Consider the following 15,787-nt stretch of genomic DNA (forward strand, 5'->3'; position numbering starts at 1 on the left):
ACGGCGTCGGCCGTGCCCTGGAACCACGACGTGTTGTCGGGGGTCTGCTCGGCGGCCAGGATGTCGACGAAGCCCTGCGAGAAGTGATCGAGCCGGTAGCTCTGCGCGACGTGGCGGTTCAGCGAGGCGGAGTTGAACTGCGTGAGCACGAAGATGCGGCGCAGGTTCGCGTGCAGGCAGTTGCTCACCGGCACGTCGATGAGGCGGTACTTGCCGCCGATCGGGACGGCGGGCTTGGAGCGGGTCCACGTGAGTGGGAAGAGCCGGTTCCCGCGGCCACCACCCAGGATGAGGGTCAGCACCGAATGCATGGTGCCCTCACCTTAGTGCCCCCGGCTGGTCCGTGGCAAGCCAGCCCTCGTACCGGGCGCGCGCGCAAGAGTTTACCGGTTCTACACGCGGCCATCGCGGCCGTGACACGCGCCGCCCACATTCTCTGAGGGCATGACCCATCAGACAGAGGTCCTGCCGCCCCGGCCGCCCCGGGCCCGGATGTCCGTCATCGTCTGCGCCTTCAACGAGGAGGCAACCATTGCCGCGTGCCTGCACTCGGTGCTGGCCCAGACGCGTCCCCCCGACGAAGTGATCCTGGTGGACAACGCGAGCACCGACGACACCGCGCGGGTCGCCGGCGCGATTGCGGGGGTGCGCGTCGTGCACGAGCCCAGGAAGGGACTGACGCGGGCACGTGAGGCCGGCCGCCGCGCGGCCACGGGCGACCTGCTTGCGTGGCTCGATGCCGACTGCCGCGCGCCGCTCTGCTGGCTCGAGCGCATGGAGCGGCGCCTCTCGCGTCCCGGGGTGATCGCCGTGTCGGGACCGTTCCGCTACTACGACTGGGACTGGCGCGGGCGGCTGCTCCTGCGGGCCTACGACCTCACGCTGGCGCCGCTCACGCACTGGCTGGTGCGTGACGTGGCCGGACGCGGCGCGGTCCTGTACGGCGGCAACTTCGCCGTGCGCGCCGACCGGCTGGCGCAGATCGGCGGCTTCGACACCTCGATCGAGTTCCACGGCGAGGACACCAACCTCGCCCGCCGACTGCACCCGCTCGGGCGCGTCGCGCTCGCCCGCGAGTGCTGGATGTACACGTCCGCCCGCCGCTACCTCGCCATGGGGCGGCTGACGGTCCTGCGACTCTACGCACGGAACTTCTGGCACGAGCTCGTGTGGCAGGCGCCCGCCGACACGGCCCATCTCGACGTGAGGTCCTGACCCATGCCCGGATTCGAGCCCTTCCTGCTCTGCGACTTCCACGTCCACACGCGGTGGAGCGACGGCACCCTGAGCATCCGCGAGGTGTGCGACCTGTACGGCCAGACGGGCCACGTGGACGTGATCGCGATCACCGATCACATCCTGATGGCCGGAGACATGCTGGGGAGGGCGGCACGAGCGGCGTCGCTCGGGCGGCGGCACTTCTCGGTGCAGCGGGAGCACTTTGCCGCCTATCTCGAGGAGATTGCCGAGGAGGGCCGACGAGCCATGGCCAAGTACGGCTTGTTGGTCATCCCGGGCGCCGAGGTCACGCAGAACCACCTGCGGGCGACCCGCAACAGCCACATCATCGGGCTCGGCATCCACGAGTGGATCAGCGCCGACCAATCGGCTGAAGCGATCCTCCTCGACATCCGCCGCCAGGGTGGATTGAGCATCGCCTGCCATCCGCAGCATCGCTCCACCCGCCGACTCGAGATCAGCACCTGCCACCTGTGGGACAACCGGGCCTCGCTCGCGCACCTGATCGACGTCTGGGAAGCCGCCAATCGGGATGACCTGTTCCCGGTCACCAGCGAGGCCGCCTATCCGTACGTCGCCAACAGCGACTTCCACCGGCCGCGGCACCTCTATTCGTGGAAGACCCTGCTGAAGGCGCGGAAGGACTGGCCCTCCATCGCGGCGGCGCTCCGGGCCAACGTGGGCGTCGGGGTGTTCCTCTATCGTCAGCAACTCCGTGAAAGCCAGGCCGCGTCGCCCGGCGTGACCCAGGCGTGGGCTGAGCCGCAGGCTTCCACTCCGGCGGCGGACGGCGCCCGGGCGGCGCTCGTGGGCGTGACGGTGTGACCCCGCTGGCGCGGCTCTCCGCTGCGGGGCGGTGCTTTGTTTACGTGGAATTTACAGGGGGCTGGTCGAGCTCACCGCTATGATCGCCCCCACGGAGCCCGCCACGGCAGGTTTCCACTCTCGGCCCTGCATGGCCATCTTGCCCCGCCACGGTGCCCCTCCTGCAACCGCCGGGGAGCGGCGGAGGCGGGGCCGGTCCACCTAGGAGACGGTGTGGCGCGATTCAGCCTGATTCCGAAAGACGGTCGGTTCTTCGACGACTTCATCCACATGGCGCAGGTCATCGACAAGGGGTCGGCCGTGCTGGTGGACATGCTGGCGGGCGACACGCCCCGCTGGGACGCCGCCGACGAACTGAAGGCGCTCGAGCACAGCTGCGACCAGATTGCGCACGATGCCCTGCACCGGCTGAACCAGACCTTCGTCACGCCGCTGGACCGCGAGGATATCCACACGCTGGTCCTCTATCTGGACAACGTGATGGACATGATGGATGCCGCCGGTGGCTGCATTCGTCTCTACCGGGTCCAGGCCCCGCGCTATGGCGCCCGTGAACTCGCGGCCATCATCCAGAAGTCCACCCAGCAGATCCTGCTGGCCACGCAGCGGCTCGAGAGCCGGCAAGGCCTCGAGCCCATGGTGGTCGAGATCAACCGTCTCGAGAACGAGGCCGACCTGATTCATCGCGAGGCCATCGGCCGGCTCTTCTCCGAGGAGCAGAACGCCATCGAGGTCCTGAAGTGGAAGGAAATCCTCGACCTCCTCGAGAAGGCCACCGATGAATGCGAAGACGTCGCCAACGAAATCGAAGGCGTCGTCGTGAAGTACGCCTAGCATCGGGTTCCTCATGGATGCCGCGCTTCCCGTCGTCGTACTGCTGATCCTGCTCGCGCTCGCCTTCGACTACATCAACGGATTCCACGACGCCGCCAACTCCATCGCCACGGTCGTCTCGACCCGCGTGCTCACGCCCGGGCAGGCGGTCGTCTGGGCCGCGTTCTTCAATTTCGTCGCGGCGTTCGCCTTCGGCACGGCCGTCGCCAAGACGGTCGGGGCCGGGATGGTCGACCTGAAGGTCGTGACTTTCGCGGTCATCGGCGCCGGGCTGACCGGCGCCATCGTCTGGAACCTGATCACCTGGTTCTACGGCCTGCCCACCAGTTCCTCGCACGCGCTCTTCGGCGGATACGCGGGAGCCGCGGTGGCCAAGGCCGGCCTGCCGGCGATCATCTGGTCGGGCTGGACCAAGACGCTCATCTTCATCGTCGTCGCGCCGACCGTGGGACTGCTGGTCGGGCTCGGGACGATGACGGCGACCTTCTGGCTGTTCCGCAAGACCGCACCGGCCAGGGTCGATGCGCTCTTCCGCCGCCTGCAGCTCCTCTCCGCCGCCCTGTTCAGCCTGATGCACGGCGCCAACGATGCCCAGAAGACGATGGGCATCATCACCGGCGTCCTGGTGACGGCGGGCTACCTGAAGACCTTCGAGGTGCCGTTCTGGGTGGTCCTGGCCGCCCACCTGGCGATCGGACTGGGCACACTCTCGGGCGGCTGGCGCATCGTGAAGACGATGGGCACCAAGATCACCAAGCTGGCGCCCGTGGGTGGATTCGCGGCAGAGACGGGGGCGGCCGTGGCCATCCTCATCGCCACCGTCCTCGGCGTGGGCATCAGCACCACCCACACGATCACCGGGGCCATCGTCGGCGTCGGCGCGACCCGCCGCTTGTCGGCAGTGCGCTGGGGCGTGGCGGGCCGCATTGTCTGGGCCTGGGTCCTGACGATCCCGGCGGCCGCGACCGTCGGGGCGGCCACCTACGGGTTCCTGAAGGTGGTTGGCGCGGACTGAGCCGCCCGGCGTGGATGGAAGAACGAAAAACTGGGCGAGCGGCCGTCAGGCGCTCGCCCCTCGTGCGTTCCGGCGTGCTGACGCGCCGGCTTACTCGACGAACTTGTAGCCCAGCCCCACGACGGTCTCGATCTGCTCGCCGGCGATGCCCAGCTTGGCGCGCAGCCGGCCGATGTGCACATCGACCGAGCGCGTCTCGATGAGACGGTCGTAGCCCCAGACCCGCTCGAGCAACCGGTCGCGCGACAGGACCCGGCCCCGGTTCTCGACCAGGCACCGCAGCAACTCGAACTCGCGCCGCGTCAGCTTGATGGGCTCGCCGCCCACGTGGACGGCGACGGCGTCGAAGTCGGCGGTGAGGTGGGTGCCCCGGTAGGTCGCGCCAGCGGCGGGGCGGGTGGTGGCCTCGCGCGGGCGGCGCAGCACCGCACGGACCCGAGCGGCGAGCTCACGCAGGCTGAACGGCTTGGTCACGTAGTCGTCGGCGCCCAGATCGAGGCCAGACACCCGGTCGACCTCCGAGGTGCGCGCCGTCAGCATGATGATGGGCACATGCTTGGTGGCAGGGCGCGCCCGCAGCAGTCGACACACCTCGAAGCCCGAAAGGACCGGCAGGTTCAGGTCGAGGACGACCAGGTCCGGTACCTGCTCGGCAACCGCCTTCAGGGCGGCATCGCCGCTGTTGACCATCTCGACGCGGGTGTCGGGTTCGCGCTCGAGCGCGTGCTTGATGAGCCCCGCGATGTCGTGCTCGTCTTCCACGACGAGGATGCGGGTGGTGGCGGGCGATGCTGCCTGACCGGGCCAGGACAACGGGGCAACCCCTTCCGATTGAGCCAGACTCACGCGTGCTCCCCTTCGATACTGGAATGCGCGATCGACGACCGCGCCACCCTGACGTTACGTGGCTGTCGTTTCCCTGCAGTGTCGATTGCGTTAATTGTGGGTTTCGCGTCAGGCGCATCAGGCCTTGTGTCGACGCGTCGTCTCGACCTGGTGCGTCGTGGCATCGCCCGCCGACCCGGATGCGGGCAAGCCGCGCGGCTGCGGCATTGAGCCGGCCGGCGGGCTGCGTGTAGAGTCCGCCCATGCCTACTCGCCGCCGCTTCGTCCGCGACTGCTCGTCCCTCCTCGCCGGTGGCGTCGCCGCCCTGCGGGGGGCACCGGTGCTGGCCGCGCAGGTGGCGGATGCCGGCGCCGGGTCCCTGACCGACGTGCCGGGCATCAGGGTGGGGCACGCCACCGACCCGAGGCGCCCGACCGGCTGCACGGCCATCCTCTTCGATGCACCGGTGACGGCCGGCGTCGACTACGACGGGTCGGCGCCGGGCGAGATGCTCGGCGTGATGCTGCAGCCGGTCAGCCCGCTGCAGCACATCCACGGGCTGCTGTTGACCGGTGGCGGGCCGATGGGACTCGAGGCCGTGAGCGGCGCCGTACGCTACCTCGAGGCGCGGCAGGTCGGCTACGACTGGGGGATCCCCAACGTGCGCATCCCGATCGTCGTCGGCGCGGTCATCGATGATCTTGCGCTGGGCGATGGCCGCATCCGGCCGGACGCGGCCCTGGCGATGCGCGCCTGCGAGGCGGCGAGTGCCGGGCCAGTCCCGGAGGGAAGCGTGGGCGTTGGCGCGGGGGCCACCGTAGGCAAGATGTTCCGCAGCCGGAAGCTGGGCGGCATGAAGGGTGGTGTCGGCAGCGTGTCGGTGCGGGCGGGTGAGGTGGTCGTCGCCGCCCTCAGCGTGGTCAACGCGGCCGGCGACATCCGTGACTGGCGCACGGGGCGCCTCGTGGCCGGTGCCCGCGCGCTCGACGGCCGGACGCTGGTCGACAGCGCCGCACAACTGCGACGCGACCTGGAGGCCACGCGCTCGCGCGCGACCGTGGGCCTGGACGACGAGCCCCTGCGGGCGACGACGTTGACGGTGATCGCCACCAACGTGGCGCTGGACAAGACGAGCCTGACCAAGCTGGCGATGATGGCCAATACCGGTGCGGCGCGTGCGATCAACCCGTACCACACCAACGGCGACGGGGATCAGGTCATCACCATCTCGACGGGGCGGCTGACCTCGACGGCGTCGCTGACCGCCATCGGCGCGGTGGCGGCCGAGGCGGCCGCGCACGCGATCCTGCGGGGCGTCGAACAGGCGACCGGGCTGGACGGCTGGCCCGCCGTGCGCGACCTGCGCTGACGCCACCGGACCGGCGGCCCCGTCACGGTCACGCCCGGGCGGCGGCTGGCGCCTCGCGGCTATGATGGAGGCGCCGTGTCCATCGCGTCAGACCTCGGTCAGCCCTTGCCGCTTCGCGAGAACCGCTTCCGCCGCGCGTTCCTGCTGGTCTTCGTTCTCGGGATCACGGTCGTGTTCCTCGGGATGATCCGCAGCTTCCTGCTGACCATCCTGCTGGCGGCCATCTTCGCCGGGCTCGCGTACCCGCTGTTCCAACGGCTGGTGCAGGTGTTCCGGGGGCGCCGGCCATTGGCGGCCGCGGGCACGCTGCTCGTGGGCGTGGTGGCCGTGGCGGCGCCGCTGGGACTGGTGGCCTGGATGGTCACCACGGAGGCCATTCGCCTCAGCGCCAGCGTGCGCCCGTGGGTCGAGCGGGTGTCGAGCCAGCCGGGGTCGATCACGCCGGCCATCGAACGCCTGCCGTACGGCGAGTACCTGGTGCCCTACCGCGAGCAGATCCTGCAGAAGGCCGGGGAGTGGGCGGCCGGTGTCGGCGGGTTCATGGTGTCGTCGCTCTCGGACACGACGCTGGGGACCGTCAACGCGCTGTTCAACTTCTTCATCCTCCTGTACACGGTGTTCTTCCTGCTGCTCGACGGTCCCGACCTGCTGCACGCGATGCGGCGGTTCCTGCCGCTGCGAGAGGGCGAGCGCGACCTGCTGCTCGACAAGTTCGTGTCGGTGACACGCGCGACGCTCAAGGGCACGCTCGTGATCGGACTCGCGCAGGGCACCATGGCGGGCATCGCCTTCTGGGTGGCGGGGATCGCGCACGCGTCGTTCTGGGGCGCGGTCATGGTGGTGCTGTCGGTCATTCCCATGCTGGGTGGCGCCATCGTCTGGGTCCCGGCATGCCTCTACCTCGGGTTGAGCGGCGACTGGGGCCGGGCCGTGTTGCTGGCGGCCTTCTGCGCGCTGGTGGTGGGTTCGGTCGACAACGTCTTGCGCCCGAGACTGGTCGGCCGCGACACCGAGATGCACGACCTGATGATCCTGTTCTCGACGCTGGGCGGGATCTTCGTGTTCGGGGCGCTGGGCTTCATCATCGGCCCCATCATCGCGGCGCTGTTCCAGACGTCGTGGGAGTTGTTCGGCCTGGCGTTCGCCGACACCCTGCCGTCGGCGGCAGACGCGGCGGCCGCCCCGACGACGGTGGACATCGACGTCGTGGTCATCGAAGCCGACGACGCCCACCGTTCCTGAGGCTCAGGCGCGTGCGGGAGCCCCCGCCCTCGACAGCGCCCGCAGCGCGTCCGCACCGACCGGGGCCTCGGCGACCATCGGCACGCACGCCATGCGCGTGGCGTGGCGTTGGCGCACGTCCTCGAGCCAGTGCTGTTCGCGCTCGGCCCGCAGACGCAACAGCGGGTCGGTGAGTCCAGGCGCGGCGGCCAGACTCTGGTTCACCACCCATGCGAACGGCGTGATGCCGGCGCGTACGAGGTCGGCCTGCAGGTGCGCGGCCTCGTGGACCGGCGTGGCCTCAGGCACGGTGACCAAGAGGACGCGCGTGAACTGCGGATCGCGCAGGCGCGGCAGCAACTGGCTGACGGCGTCGGGCAGCGCACCCGTGCTGGCGCGAGCCACCTCACGGTGGTAGGCCTCGGCGGCATCGAGCAACAGGAGCGTATGGCCCGTCGGTGCCGTGTCGAGCACGACGAAGCCATGCGTGCCCTCGTCGACGGCCCGCGCGAAGGCGCGGAACACCGCGATCTCTTCCGTGCATGGCGAGCGCAGGTCTTCCTCGAGCAGCGCGCGGCCGTGCGCGTCCAGTCCGGCGCCCGCCGTGGCGAGCACCTCGTCCGAGTACGCGCGTGTCTCGGCCGCCGGGTCGATGCGCGCCACGGTGAGGCGGGGGACGTCTGCGCCAATCGTGACGGCGAGGTGCGCGGCAGGGTCGGTCGTCGTGAGGTGTACCTCGTGGCCGCGATCGGCGAGGCGCACGGCGATCGCGGCGGCGATCGTCGTCTTGCCGACGCCGCCCTTGCCCATGGTGAAGATCACGCCGCGCCCGCGCGTGGCCATCGCGTCGACGAGTGCGTCCAGCGGATCGGCATCGATGGAGGCCGCGTCGTCGGCTCGACGGGCGAGGGGTTGGGCGTTGCCGAAAGCGCGAAGGCCGTCGACGCCCATCGGAGCCACGCCGCCGAGCGGCACCTCGAGGCACGAGAGCGAACGCAGCTGACCCGGCAGGGTGGCCAGCGCCGCGCGTCCGCGGGCATCGAGCGCCGCGGCAAGGGCGTCCGTGGTGCCGGCGGCCGTGAACACGCCGTTCACGACGAGGCGTTGGTGCGTGACGCCGAGCGCCGACAACTCGGTGCTCGTGCGCGCGGCCTCGGCGATCGGGGAGGTGTCGGGCCGGGCCACGAGCACGACCGTCGTGATCGCGGGGTCCTTCAGCGCTTCGAGGCTCCGACGATACGTGTCCACGCGGCCCTCGAGGCCGGCGAGGGGGCCGAGGCAGGACGTGCCGGTCGTGTTCGTGTCGATGAAGCCGGTCCACGCCGCGGGGAGGGCCAGCAGGCGCAGTGTGTGGCCGGTGGGCGCCGTGTCGAAGATCACGTGATCCACGTCGGCGGCCACGCTGCTGCCCGACAGCAGGGCCGTGAAGGCGTCGAACGCGGCGATCTCGAGCGTGCACGCGCCCGACAACTGCTCCTCGATGCGCGCCACGGCCGAGGCGGGCAGCACGCCGCGATACGGTCCGACGACGCGCTCGCGGTAGGCGAGGGCCGCCGCTTCCGGGTCGATGTTGAGGGCCTGCAGGCCAGGCACTCCGGGCACATCACGGGGCGAGCCGGCCAGCCCGACACCGAGGACCTCGTCGAGGTTCGACGCGGGATCGGTCGACACCAGCAGCACGCGCTTGCCGGCGTCGGCGAGGCGCACGGCCGTCGCACAGGCGACCGACGTCTTGCCCACGCCACCCTTGCCCGTGAAAAACAGGATGCGGGTGGCGCCGGTGGCGAGCGCGTCGATCGCAGTCATGTCAGCAGCAGCCGGAGCCCGGCGTGCATCCGTTGGCCACCGCCGACAGCTTCAGGCGCGGCTTCGTCGTGGAGGCTGCGGGCTGCAGGCCAGCGGCCTGCGCGAGGGCGTCGCGGCGCGGGTAGGCGCCGCGCTGCAGCACCTGACCATCGACGAGGACCACCGGGAGGCAGGCCTCGCCCTCCAGGGAGAGCAGTTCGCGCACCACCTCGGTGCCCACGAAGTCCTGCGGCACCTGCGCGAGGTTGTGGCGCACCACGTCCACGCCCTGCTGCCCGAGCCACTGCACGTCGGCCGCGAATGCTGCGAGGAGCGGGTCCACCGAGGGGCCGCACACCCCGGATGAACAGCAGAGGGGCGGGTCGAACACGTCGATGCGGGTCATGCCTGGACTCCTTCGGGGGGTGCCCATCCCTTGCGGGCGAGCAACGCGTGCACGCGACGCGCGATGTCGTCGCGGATGAGGCGGACTTCCTCCATGGGGCGGTCCTTCGGGTCCTGCAGCGGCCAGTCGTCGCGCTCGAGGCCCGGGACGTGCGGGCAGGCCTCGCCGCAGCCCATGGTGATCAGCATCGTGGATCCCGCGGCGAGCTCGTCGGTGAGCAACTGCGGCTGCGCGCCCGACAGATCCACGCCCAACTCGTGCATCGCCTCGACGACCACCGGATGCACGCGAGGGCCGGGCGCCGTGCCTGCCGAGATGGCGTGGGCGTGCGCCTGATCGGCCTGCAGGTTGAACATCGCGGCCGCCATCTGCGAACGGCCGGCGTTGTGGATGCACGCGAAGATGACGCGCGCGGACGGGCTGGTCATGTCGTGGACCTCTCGAGTCGGGAACGGCGCGATGCCGGGGGAACAGGAGTGGCGCAGCAGCCGGCGATGCGCGACACGAGGGTCGGCACCGCGCGGCCGGTGGTTCGCGCGAGCTGCTTGCCGTCGACGGCTGGTTCGGGGCAGTGGCGCACGGCGTGCAGCACCGCGTCGAGCGCATGGCGCACCTGTGGCGCCAGGTCCTCAGCGACGCGGTAGTGCACCCACAGCCCGGCGCGTCGTGTCTGCACGAGGCCGGTGCGGCGCAGGTAGGCCAGGTGTCGTGAGGCCGTCGGCTGCGGGATGTCGAGGCTCCCGTGGATGTGGCACACGCACACCTCGCCGTCGGCCAGCAGCGCGAGGATGCGCAGGCGCGTCGGGTCGGCCAGGGCGGCACAGACCTCGGCGATGTCGGCGACGGCGGTGGAACTTCGGGCGTCTGGCATGCGTCGATGTCCTGCGAAGTGTATTCGCATTGACAAATATACGGACTCGCGGATACGTTGTCCATAGTGTATTCGCATCAGCGAATGTAGTCAGGGCTCAGGCCGCCTGTCGGCCGTGGCCCGCCAGCGGCGGAGTGGAAGATGACCGACATCAAGGCAGTGGTGCAGGAGCGGTACGGCACGTTCGCAGCGTCAGTGGAGTCCAGTGGTCCTGTCGTGTCCTGTTGTGGCACGACCGGGTGCTGTGACGATCCGATCACCGGCGGCCTGTACTCGCCCGAGGAGATCGGGACGTTGCCGCCAGAGGCCTTCCAGGCGTCGCTCGGGTGCGGCAATCCCACGGCGTTGATCGATCTGGCGCCGGGGCAGGTGGTGCTCGATCTCGGGTCGGGCGGCGGCATCGACGTGCTGCTCTCGGCGCGTCGCGTCGGCCCCACGGGCAAGGCCTACGGGCTCGACATGACGGCAGACATGCTCGCGCTGGCGCGCCGCAATCAGGCGCGGGCCGGCCTGCCGAACGTCGAATTCCTCGAGGGTACGATCGAGGACATCCCGCTGCCCGAGGCGTCGGTGGACGTGATCATCTCCAACTGCGTGATCAATCTCTCGGCTGACAAGCCGCGCGTGTTGCGCGAGGCCTTCCGTGTGCTGAAGCCGGGTGGACGCTTCGCCGTCTCCGACGTGCTGGTGCGCGGCGACGTGCCCGAGGATGTCAGGCGCAACATGGGCCTCTGGGTCGGCTGCATCGCCGGCGCGCTGAACGAGGACGAGTACGTCGCCGGACTCCGAGCGGCTGGCTTCCAGGCTGTCGACATCGAGCCGTGGCGCGAGTACTCAGCCGCCGATGCCCAGGCCTACTTCGAGGATGCGGGGCAGCCGGTCGGCGACCTGGCAGCAGCCGACGGCCGCTTCTTCAGCGGCTTCGTGCGGGCGCGCAAGCCCGGCGCGCGATGAGTCCCGTGCTCCGTCCCGCCGCGCCCGGGGACTGGCCGGCCATCGCGGCATTGCTCTCGCAGCACGGGCTGCCCACCGAGGGCGCCGCCGACCACCTGGCGCACTTCATCGTGGCCGAGGAGGCGGGGAGCATTGCCGGCGTGGCGGGCCTCGAGGTGTACGGCGACGCGGCGCTGCTGCGCTCGGTCGCGGTCGCCGAGCCTGGGGCGGGGCTGGGGTCGGTACTGGTCACGGCGGCGATCACGCAGGCTCGTGCGTCGGGCGTACACGACGTGATCCTGCTCACGACGACGGCGGCGCGCTTCTTCCCGCGCTTCGGCTTCGAACGCATCGGGCGCGAGGCCGTGCCTGCCGCACTGCTGGCGTCGTCGGAGTTCCGGGGCGCCTGTCCGGCGAGCGCCGAGACCATGGCGCTGCGCATCGTCGCATCGAATTGAGATCGGCGTCATCGCCTCGACACGAGGGCGGGCGACACTGACCCTGCGCTGCACTTGGGAGATCTCCAGGGTGGCGCCACTGGATGGCAAGGGTCCCGGGAATACGGGGCCCTTTTTTCTGTTTACGGGTAATGCCGCGATGCCGCGATGCCGGAATGTCGGGACAGGGTCGGCAGTCGGCAGTCGGCAGTCGGCAGTCGGCAGTCGGCAGTCGGCGGAACCTACCGGGCGGGGAGCACGGATCCCACGACGCCTTGCGGGTAATGCCGCGATGCCGCGATGCCGCGATGCCGGAATGTCGGGACAGGGTCGGCGGTCGGCAGTCGGTAGTCGGTAGTGGGCGGTGACCGAGACACGAAAGGCCTGCCGTGCATGCGGCACCGCAGGCCCTTCGTTCGCCGTGGGGACGTGGCGTTCCCCGGGCAGCGATGTTCGAGTGTTCGTGGGGGAGGCTCTCGGATTTACCGAGCGGGCAGCACGGATTCCATGACGCCCCCGAGCGGTCGCGGCAGCCTGGCGTCGATGCCGATCGGCTGGAGCGTCGCCCGATCGCCGTCGCCCCACATCAGCCGCCATGCGCGGGTGCCGTCCTCGAAGGCCCAGATCGTCGCCAGGTTCTCGGCGCGCTCACCCGATCGCGCGGCATTCGACGTGAAGAGTTCCTCGGGGCCCGCATCCATCGTCAGGTGCACGACGGCGACGCGCGCTGCCCCCCGGCCGTGCGACAGGTGCCGATACTCGACGACGAAGTCCCCGGGTGATGGTTCAGACGCTCTCATGTCGACCTCCTGCGCGGGCGCACGTTGGAGGGACGTCTGGTCGGCCTCCCGGGCGCGCTCGATGCGCAAGGCGTCCAGACTATCGGAGGCCTGTCGCGGCCGGATGGCGCTGAGGTAACGTCGGTGCGTCGGAATCGTGGGGCCGGGAGGCGGCATCGCCCTCACGGGCCCGGTGCGACACTGCGCTGTCACACGCCCCGGCTACCGTGCCCGCAGCCAGTCGACGCACCCGCGGGCGCCTCAGCGGCCCCCACGAGCCCGCCGACCATCAGTCACGCGAGCATGCGCATATCCCCGGTTGTCATCGTCGGTGCCGGCATCATCGGACTCGCCCACGCCATCACGGCGCGCGAACACGGGCACGACGTCGTCGTGTTCGAGCGCGACGGCCGTGCGTTGGGGGCGTCCGTCCGTAACTTCGGCACGTTGTGGCCGATCGGCTGCGTCCCCGGAGCCGAGCGGGCGCAGGCACTCTTCGGCATCGAGCGCTGGGCGCACCTGTCCGAGGAGGCTGGTTTCTGGATGGGCCGGCAGGGCTCGCTCAGCCTGGCGTACCGGGAGGAGGCGTGGGCCGTCCTCCAGGAGTTCAGGGACGGCGTCGACGACTGCACGCTGCTCGACGCCGACGCCGTGCTGCGCCGGTTCCCGGCAGCCAACCCGCGGGGCCTGCGGGGGGCCATCTACAGCGCCGCGGAGGCGGTGGTGCACCCGGCCTCGACGCTGGCGGCACTGGCCGACTACGCACGACGTCGCGGCATCACCATCCATTTCGGGACACCGGTGGTCAAGGTGCACGACGAGGCCGTCGAGACGAGTGATGGCCGCCGCGTCCCGTTCCAGCACCTGGTGATCGCTGCCGGCGACGAGATGCGCCTGCTGTTTCCGGAGGCCCTGGCGGCCGCGCATGTGCAGCGCTGCCGCCTGCAGATGATGCGCACCGTGCCGCAGCCGGCGGCCTTCGACATGGGGGCGGTGTTCGTGAGTGACCTGACACTCTGCCACTACCCGGCCTTCAAGGACTGCCCGAGCACGCCGCTGCTCCGTGCGCGCCTCGAGCGCGAACTGCCTCATCACTGCGACTGGGGAGTTCATGTGATCGCCGCGCAGCACGACGACCGCACCCTCACGCTGGGCGATTCGCACGAGTACGGACTCGACTTCGACCCCGACAGCCACGAGGGTGTCGAGCAGCTGATCCTCGACGCGCTGGGCGACTTCGTGGATCTGCCGGACCCCCGCATCGCGTCGCGCTGGCATGGTGTGTACCTGAAGAGCACGGTGGGCGAGACCCAGGTCGTGCTGCACCCTCGTGAACGGGTGACGATGGTCACCGCCATGGGTGGGCTGGGCATGACGCTGAGCTGGGGACTGGCGGCGCGCACCGTGGAAGGCTGGCGATCGTGAACACGTCGCTCGTCGTGTTCGACTGGGCGGGTACGCTCGTGGACTTCGGCAGCCGTGCGCCGCTGGCGGCCTTTCTCGACGCGTTCGCGGAGGCGGGGCTGCCGATCACCGAGGCGGTCGCGCGGGCACCGATGGGCGCCCACAAGCGGGACCACGTGCGCGAGATCCTCGCCGACCCCGAGGTCGCCGGACGCGTCCGCCGCGACCTCCGTCGCGAGCCTGACGAGGACCTCGTGGAGGAACTGTTCCTCGCGTTCTCCCGGCACCTGCCGGCGCACGTGCCGGCGCACGCGGCCCCCATCCCCGGGGTCATCGAGACGCTTGAATGGCTGCGGCGCCACGGCGTGTCGATTGGCAGCACCACGGGCTACACGCGCGCGATGATGGCCGCGCTCGAGCCAGTGGCGCGTGCGGCCGGCGTGGCGCCCGACCTGGTCATCTGCGCCGACGAGGTTCCGCAGCCTCGGCCGGCCCCCTGGGCCTGCCTGCGCATCGCCGAGCAGTTCGGCGTCCATCCGTCGCGCGCCGTCAAGGTCGGCGACACGCCCGCGGACATGGCCGAAGGGCGCAACGCCGGCATGCGCTGCGTGGGTGTCAGTGCCACGGGCAACGAGGTGGGCCTCGACGCCGCTGTGTTGGGCGCCCTCGACGACCGGGACCGCGGCGCCCGCATCGCCCGGGCCGAACGGCACCTGTTCGATGCGGGTGCCGACGCGGTCATCGAGAGCGTCGCCGACCTGCCCCGCTGGCTGGAGACTGCCGGGTGAGTGCGGCGCGAGTCGCGATCTTCGACGGTCCCGGCCGCCCGTTCCAACTGGTCGACCGCCCGCTTCCCGAGCAACTCGAGCCCGGGACCGTGCTCGTGGCCATCGCGATGGCCACCATCTGCGGGTCCGACATCCACACGCAGGCTGGCCGTCGACGCGAGCCGACGCCGTCCGTGCTCGGGCACGAGGGCGTCGGATGCGTGCTGGCGGCGGGGGAGGGACGCGGCGGCTGGGTGGGCCGGCGCATCACCTGGACGTCGACCGACGGCTGTGGCGCCTGCCCGGCGTGTCGCGACTGGGACCTGCCGCAGAAGTGCGCGCACGTCTTCAAGTACGGCCATGCGCGTGCCGAGGAGTCGCACGGACTGTCGGGCACGCTGGCGACGCACATTCTGTTGCGTGAGGGGACGCACCTCGTCGAGGTGCCGGCACACGTGCCCGACGCGGTGGCTGCGTCGGCCAACTGCTCGCTGGCGACCATGGCGCACGCCGTGGAGCAGCGGCCGTCGCCCTGTCGCACGGCCCTGGTCCTCGGCGCGGGACTGCTCGGGCTGCACGGCTGCGCGTTGCTGCGCCGGATCGGTGTCGAGCGCGTCCTGATGACCGACACCGACCCGTCGCGACTCGCCCAGGTGGCGGCATTCGAGGGCGAGGCGGTCGTCGCGGCGGACGTGCCGCCCCACACGGTCGACCTGGTGATCGACACGACGGGGGATCCGCGGGTGATGGGGGAGGTCCTTCGGGTGCTCCGCCCCGGCGGGACCTGCACGCTGGTGGGGTCGGTGCATCCGCAGCCGGCGCTCGCCCTCACGGGAGAGGCCCTGGTCCGTGGCTGCGTCACGCTGCGTGGCGTTCACAACTACGCGCCGCGTCATCTGGTCGCGGCCGTGGAGTACCTGCAGGCGTCGTCGCTGCCGTGGGACACGATCGTGAGTCCGCCGCTCCCGCTCGAGGGCATCGACGACGCCTTCGTGCTCGCCGGGACGCGGCGCTGGGCCCGTGTCGCGGTCTGTCCGTCATCCTGACGTCACACGGTCGCGCTCCGTCCGTCACGG

General features: G+C 70.7%; 18 protein-coding genes. 11 read left to right on the top strand and 7 right to left on the bottom strand.

Going from position 1 to position 15,787, the window contains the following annotated elements; translation table 11 throughout:
- On the bottom strand, nucleotides 1–311 hold a 311-nt coding region (locus tag ACIRDX_RS07025), incomplete at its 3' end, for a sugar phosphate nucleotidyltransferase (RefSeq protein WP_396624693.1).
- A 133-nt stretch (nucleotides 312–444) separates the two neighbouring features.
- Here ACIRDX_RS07025 and ACIRDX_RS07030 point away from each other — a divergent pair.
- The 4 genes from ACIRDX_RS07030 to ACIRDX_RS07045 all read left to right on the top strand — a co-directional run bounded on the left by ACIRDX_RS07030 (nucleotide 445) and on the right by ACIRDX_RS07045 (nucleotide 3,913).
- On the top strand, nucleotides 445–1,215 hold the full coding sequence (locus ACIRDX_RS07030) for a glycosyltransferase family 2 protein (RefSeq protein WP_396624694.1): 771 nt from the start codon (nucleotides 445–447) through the stop codon (nucleotides 1,213–1,215).
- Nucleotides 1,216–1,218: 3 nt separating this feature from the next.
- The gene (locus ACIRDX_RS07035) at nucleotides 1,219–2,064 is read left to right on the top strand and encodes a PHP domain-containing protein (RefSeq protein WP_396624695.1); all 846 of its coding nucleotides are present in this window, start codon (nucleotides 1,219–1,221) and stop codon (nucleotides 2,062–2,064) included.
- 213 nt (nucleotides 2,065–2,277) lie between these two features.
- Nucleotides 2,278–2,898 carry a DUF47 domain-containing protein gene (locus ACIRDX_RS07040; RefSeq protein WP_396624696.1) on the top strand — a complete coding sequence of 207 codons (621 nt, stop codon included), beginning with the start codon at nucleotides 2,278–2,280 and terminating at the stop codon, nucleotides 2,896–2,898.
- Between the two features lie 13 nt (nucleotides 2,899–2,911).
- On the top strand, nucleotides 2,912–3,913 hold the full coding sequence (locus tag ACIRDX_RS07045) for an anion permease (protein WP_396624697.1): 1,002 nt from the start codon (nucleotides 2,912–2,914) through the stop codon (nucleotides 3,911–3,913).
- Nucleotides 3,914–4,003: 90 nt separating this feature from the next.
- Here the strand turns inward: ACIRDX_RS07045 and ACIRDX_RS07050 are convergent, their stop codons facing one another.
- A complete protein-coding gene (locus tag ACIRDX_RS07050) occupies nucleotides 4,004–4,726 on the bottom strand; it encodes a response regulator transcription factor (protein ID WP_396624698.1) in 723 nt (240 codons plus the stop codon).
- Between the two features lie 275 nt (nucleotides 4,727–5,001).
- On the opposite strand from ACIRDX_RS07050, the gene ACIRDX_RS07055 reads away from it, so the two are divergent.
- Both ACIRDX_RS07055 and ACIRDX_RS07060 read left to right on the top strand, forming a co-directional pair.
- Nucleotides 5,002–6,108, top strand: coding sequence for a P1 family peptidase (locus ACIRDX_RS07055; protein ID WP_396624699.1), 1,107 nt, complete (start codon nucleotides 5,002–5,004; stop codon nucleotides 6,106–6,108).
- 75 nt (nucleotides 6,109–6,183) lie between these two features.
- A complete protein-coding gene (locus ACIRDX_RS07060; RefSeq protein WP_396624700.1) occupies nucleotides 6,184–7,350 on the top strand; it encodes an AI-2E family transporter in 1,167 nt (388 codons plus the stop codon).
- Between the two features lie 3 nt (nucleotides 7,351–7,353).
- Here the strand turns inward: ACIRDX_RS07060 and arsA are convergent, their stop codons facing one another.
- From arsA to ACIRDX_RS07080, 4 genes are read right to left on the bottom strand one after another with little or no spacing between them, the layout of a single operon-like run.
- A complete protein-coding gene (arsA, locus tag ACIRDX_RS07065) occupies nucleotides 7,354–9,135 on the bottom strand; it encodes an arsenical pump-driving ATPase (RefSeq protein WP_396624701.1) in 1,782 nt (593 codons plus the stop codon).
- Nucleotide 9,136: 1 nt separating this feature from the next.
- A complete protein-coding gene (arsD, locus tag ACIRDX_RS07070) occupies nucleotides 9,137–9,520 on the bottom strand; it encodes an arsenite efflux transporter metallochaperone ArsD (RefSeq protein ID WP_396624702.1) in 384 nt (127 codons plus the stop codon).
- Nucleotides 9,517–9,948, bottom strand: a complete 432-nt coding sequence (locus tag ACIRDX_RS07075) for an arsenate reductase ArsC (protein ID WP_396624703.1) — start codon at nucleotides 9,946–9,948, stop codon at nucleotides 9,517–9,519. The genes arsD and ACIRDX_RS07075 overlap by 4 nt, the downstream gene beginning before the upstream one ends.
- Entirely contained in the window at nucleotides 9,945–10,391 is a 447-nt protein-coding gene (locus ACIRDX_RS07080; protein WP_396624704.1) for an ArsR/SmtB family transcription factor, read from the bottom strand. The genes ACIRDX_RS07075 and ACIRDX_RS07080 overlap by 4 nt, the downstream gene beginning before the upstream one ends.
- Nucleotides 10,392–10,532: 141 nt before the next feature.
- Between ACIRDX_RS07080 and ACIRDX_RS07085 the strand changes: the two genes are divergently transcribed.
- On the top strand, nucleotides 10,533–11,345 hold the full coding sequence (locus ACIRDX_RS07085) for an arsenite methyltransferase (RefSeq protein ID WP_396624705.1): 813 nt from the start codon (nucleotides 10,533–10,535) through the stop codon (nucleotides 11,343–11,345).
- A gap of 5 nt (nucleotides 11,346–11,350) precedes the next feature.
- Nucleotides 11,351–11,782, top strand: a complete 432-nt coding sequence (gene arsN2 / locus ACIRDX_RS07090) for an arsenic resistance N-acetyltransferase ArsN2 (protein ID WP_396624706.1) — start codon at nucleotides 11,351–11,353, stop codon at nucleotides 11,780–11,782.
- A gap of 461 nt (nucleotides 11,783–12,243) precedes the next feature.
- Here arsN2 and ACIRDX_RS07095 read toward each other — a convergent pair whose 3' ends face one another.
- Nucleotides 12,244–12,561 carry a hypothetical protein gene (locus ACIRDX_RS07095; protein ID WP_396624707.1) on the bottom strand — a complete coding sequence of 106 codons (318 nt, stop codon included), beginning with the start codon at nucleotides 12,559–12,561 and terminating at the stop codon, nucleotides 12,244–12,246.
- Between the two features lie 282 nt (nucleotides 12,562–12,843).
- Between ACIRDX_RS07095 and ACIRDX_RS07100 the strand changes: the two genes are divergently transcribed.
- From ACIRDX_RS07100 to ACIRDX_RS07110, 3 genes are read left to right on the top strand one after another with little or no spacing between them, the layout of a single operon-like run.
- The gene (locus tag ACIRDX_RS07100; RefSeq protein WP_396624708.1) at nucleotides 12,844–13,965 is read left to right on the top strand and encodes a TIGR03364 family FAD-dependent oxidoreductase; all 1,122 of its coding nucleotides are present in this window, start codon (nucleotides 12,844–12,846) and stop codon (nucleotides 13,963–13,965) included.
- Complete coding sequence (phnX, locus tag ACIRDX_RS07105) at nucleotides 13,962–14,732, top strand: phosphonoacetaldehyde hydrolase (RefSeq protein WP_396624709.1); 771 nt, start codon at nucleotides 13,962–13,964, stop codon at nucleotides 14,730–14,732. Before ACIRDX_RS07100 ends, phnX begins: the two co-directional genes overlap by 4 nt.
- On the top strand, nucleotides 14,729–15,757 hold the full coding sequence (locus tag ACIRDX_RS07110) for an alcohol dehydrogenase catalytic domain-containing protein (protein WP_396624710.1): 1,029 nt from the start codon (nucleotides 14,729–14,731) through the stop codon (nucleotides 15,755–15,757). Before phnX ends, ACIRDX_RS07110 begins: the two co-directional genes overlap by 4 nt.
- Nucleotides 15,758–15,787 lie beyond the last annotated feature (30 nt).

This window comes from Luteitalea sp., from assembly GCF_044337415.1.
Lineage (GTDB): Bacteria > Acidobacteriota > Vicinamibacteria > Vicinamibacterales > Vicinamibacteraceae > Luteitalea.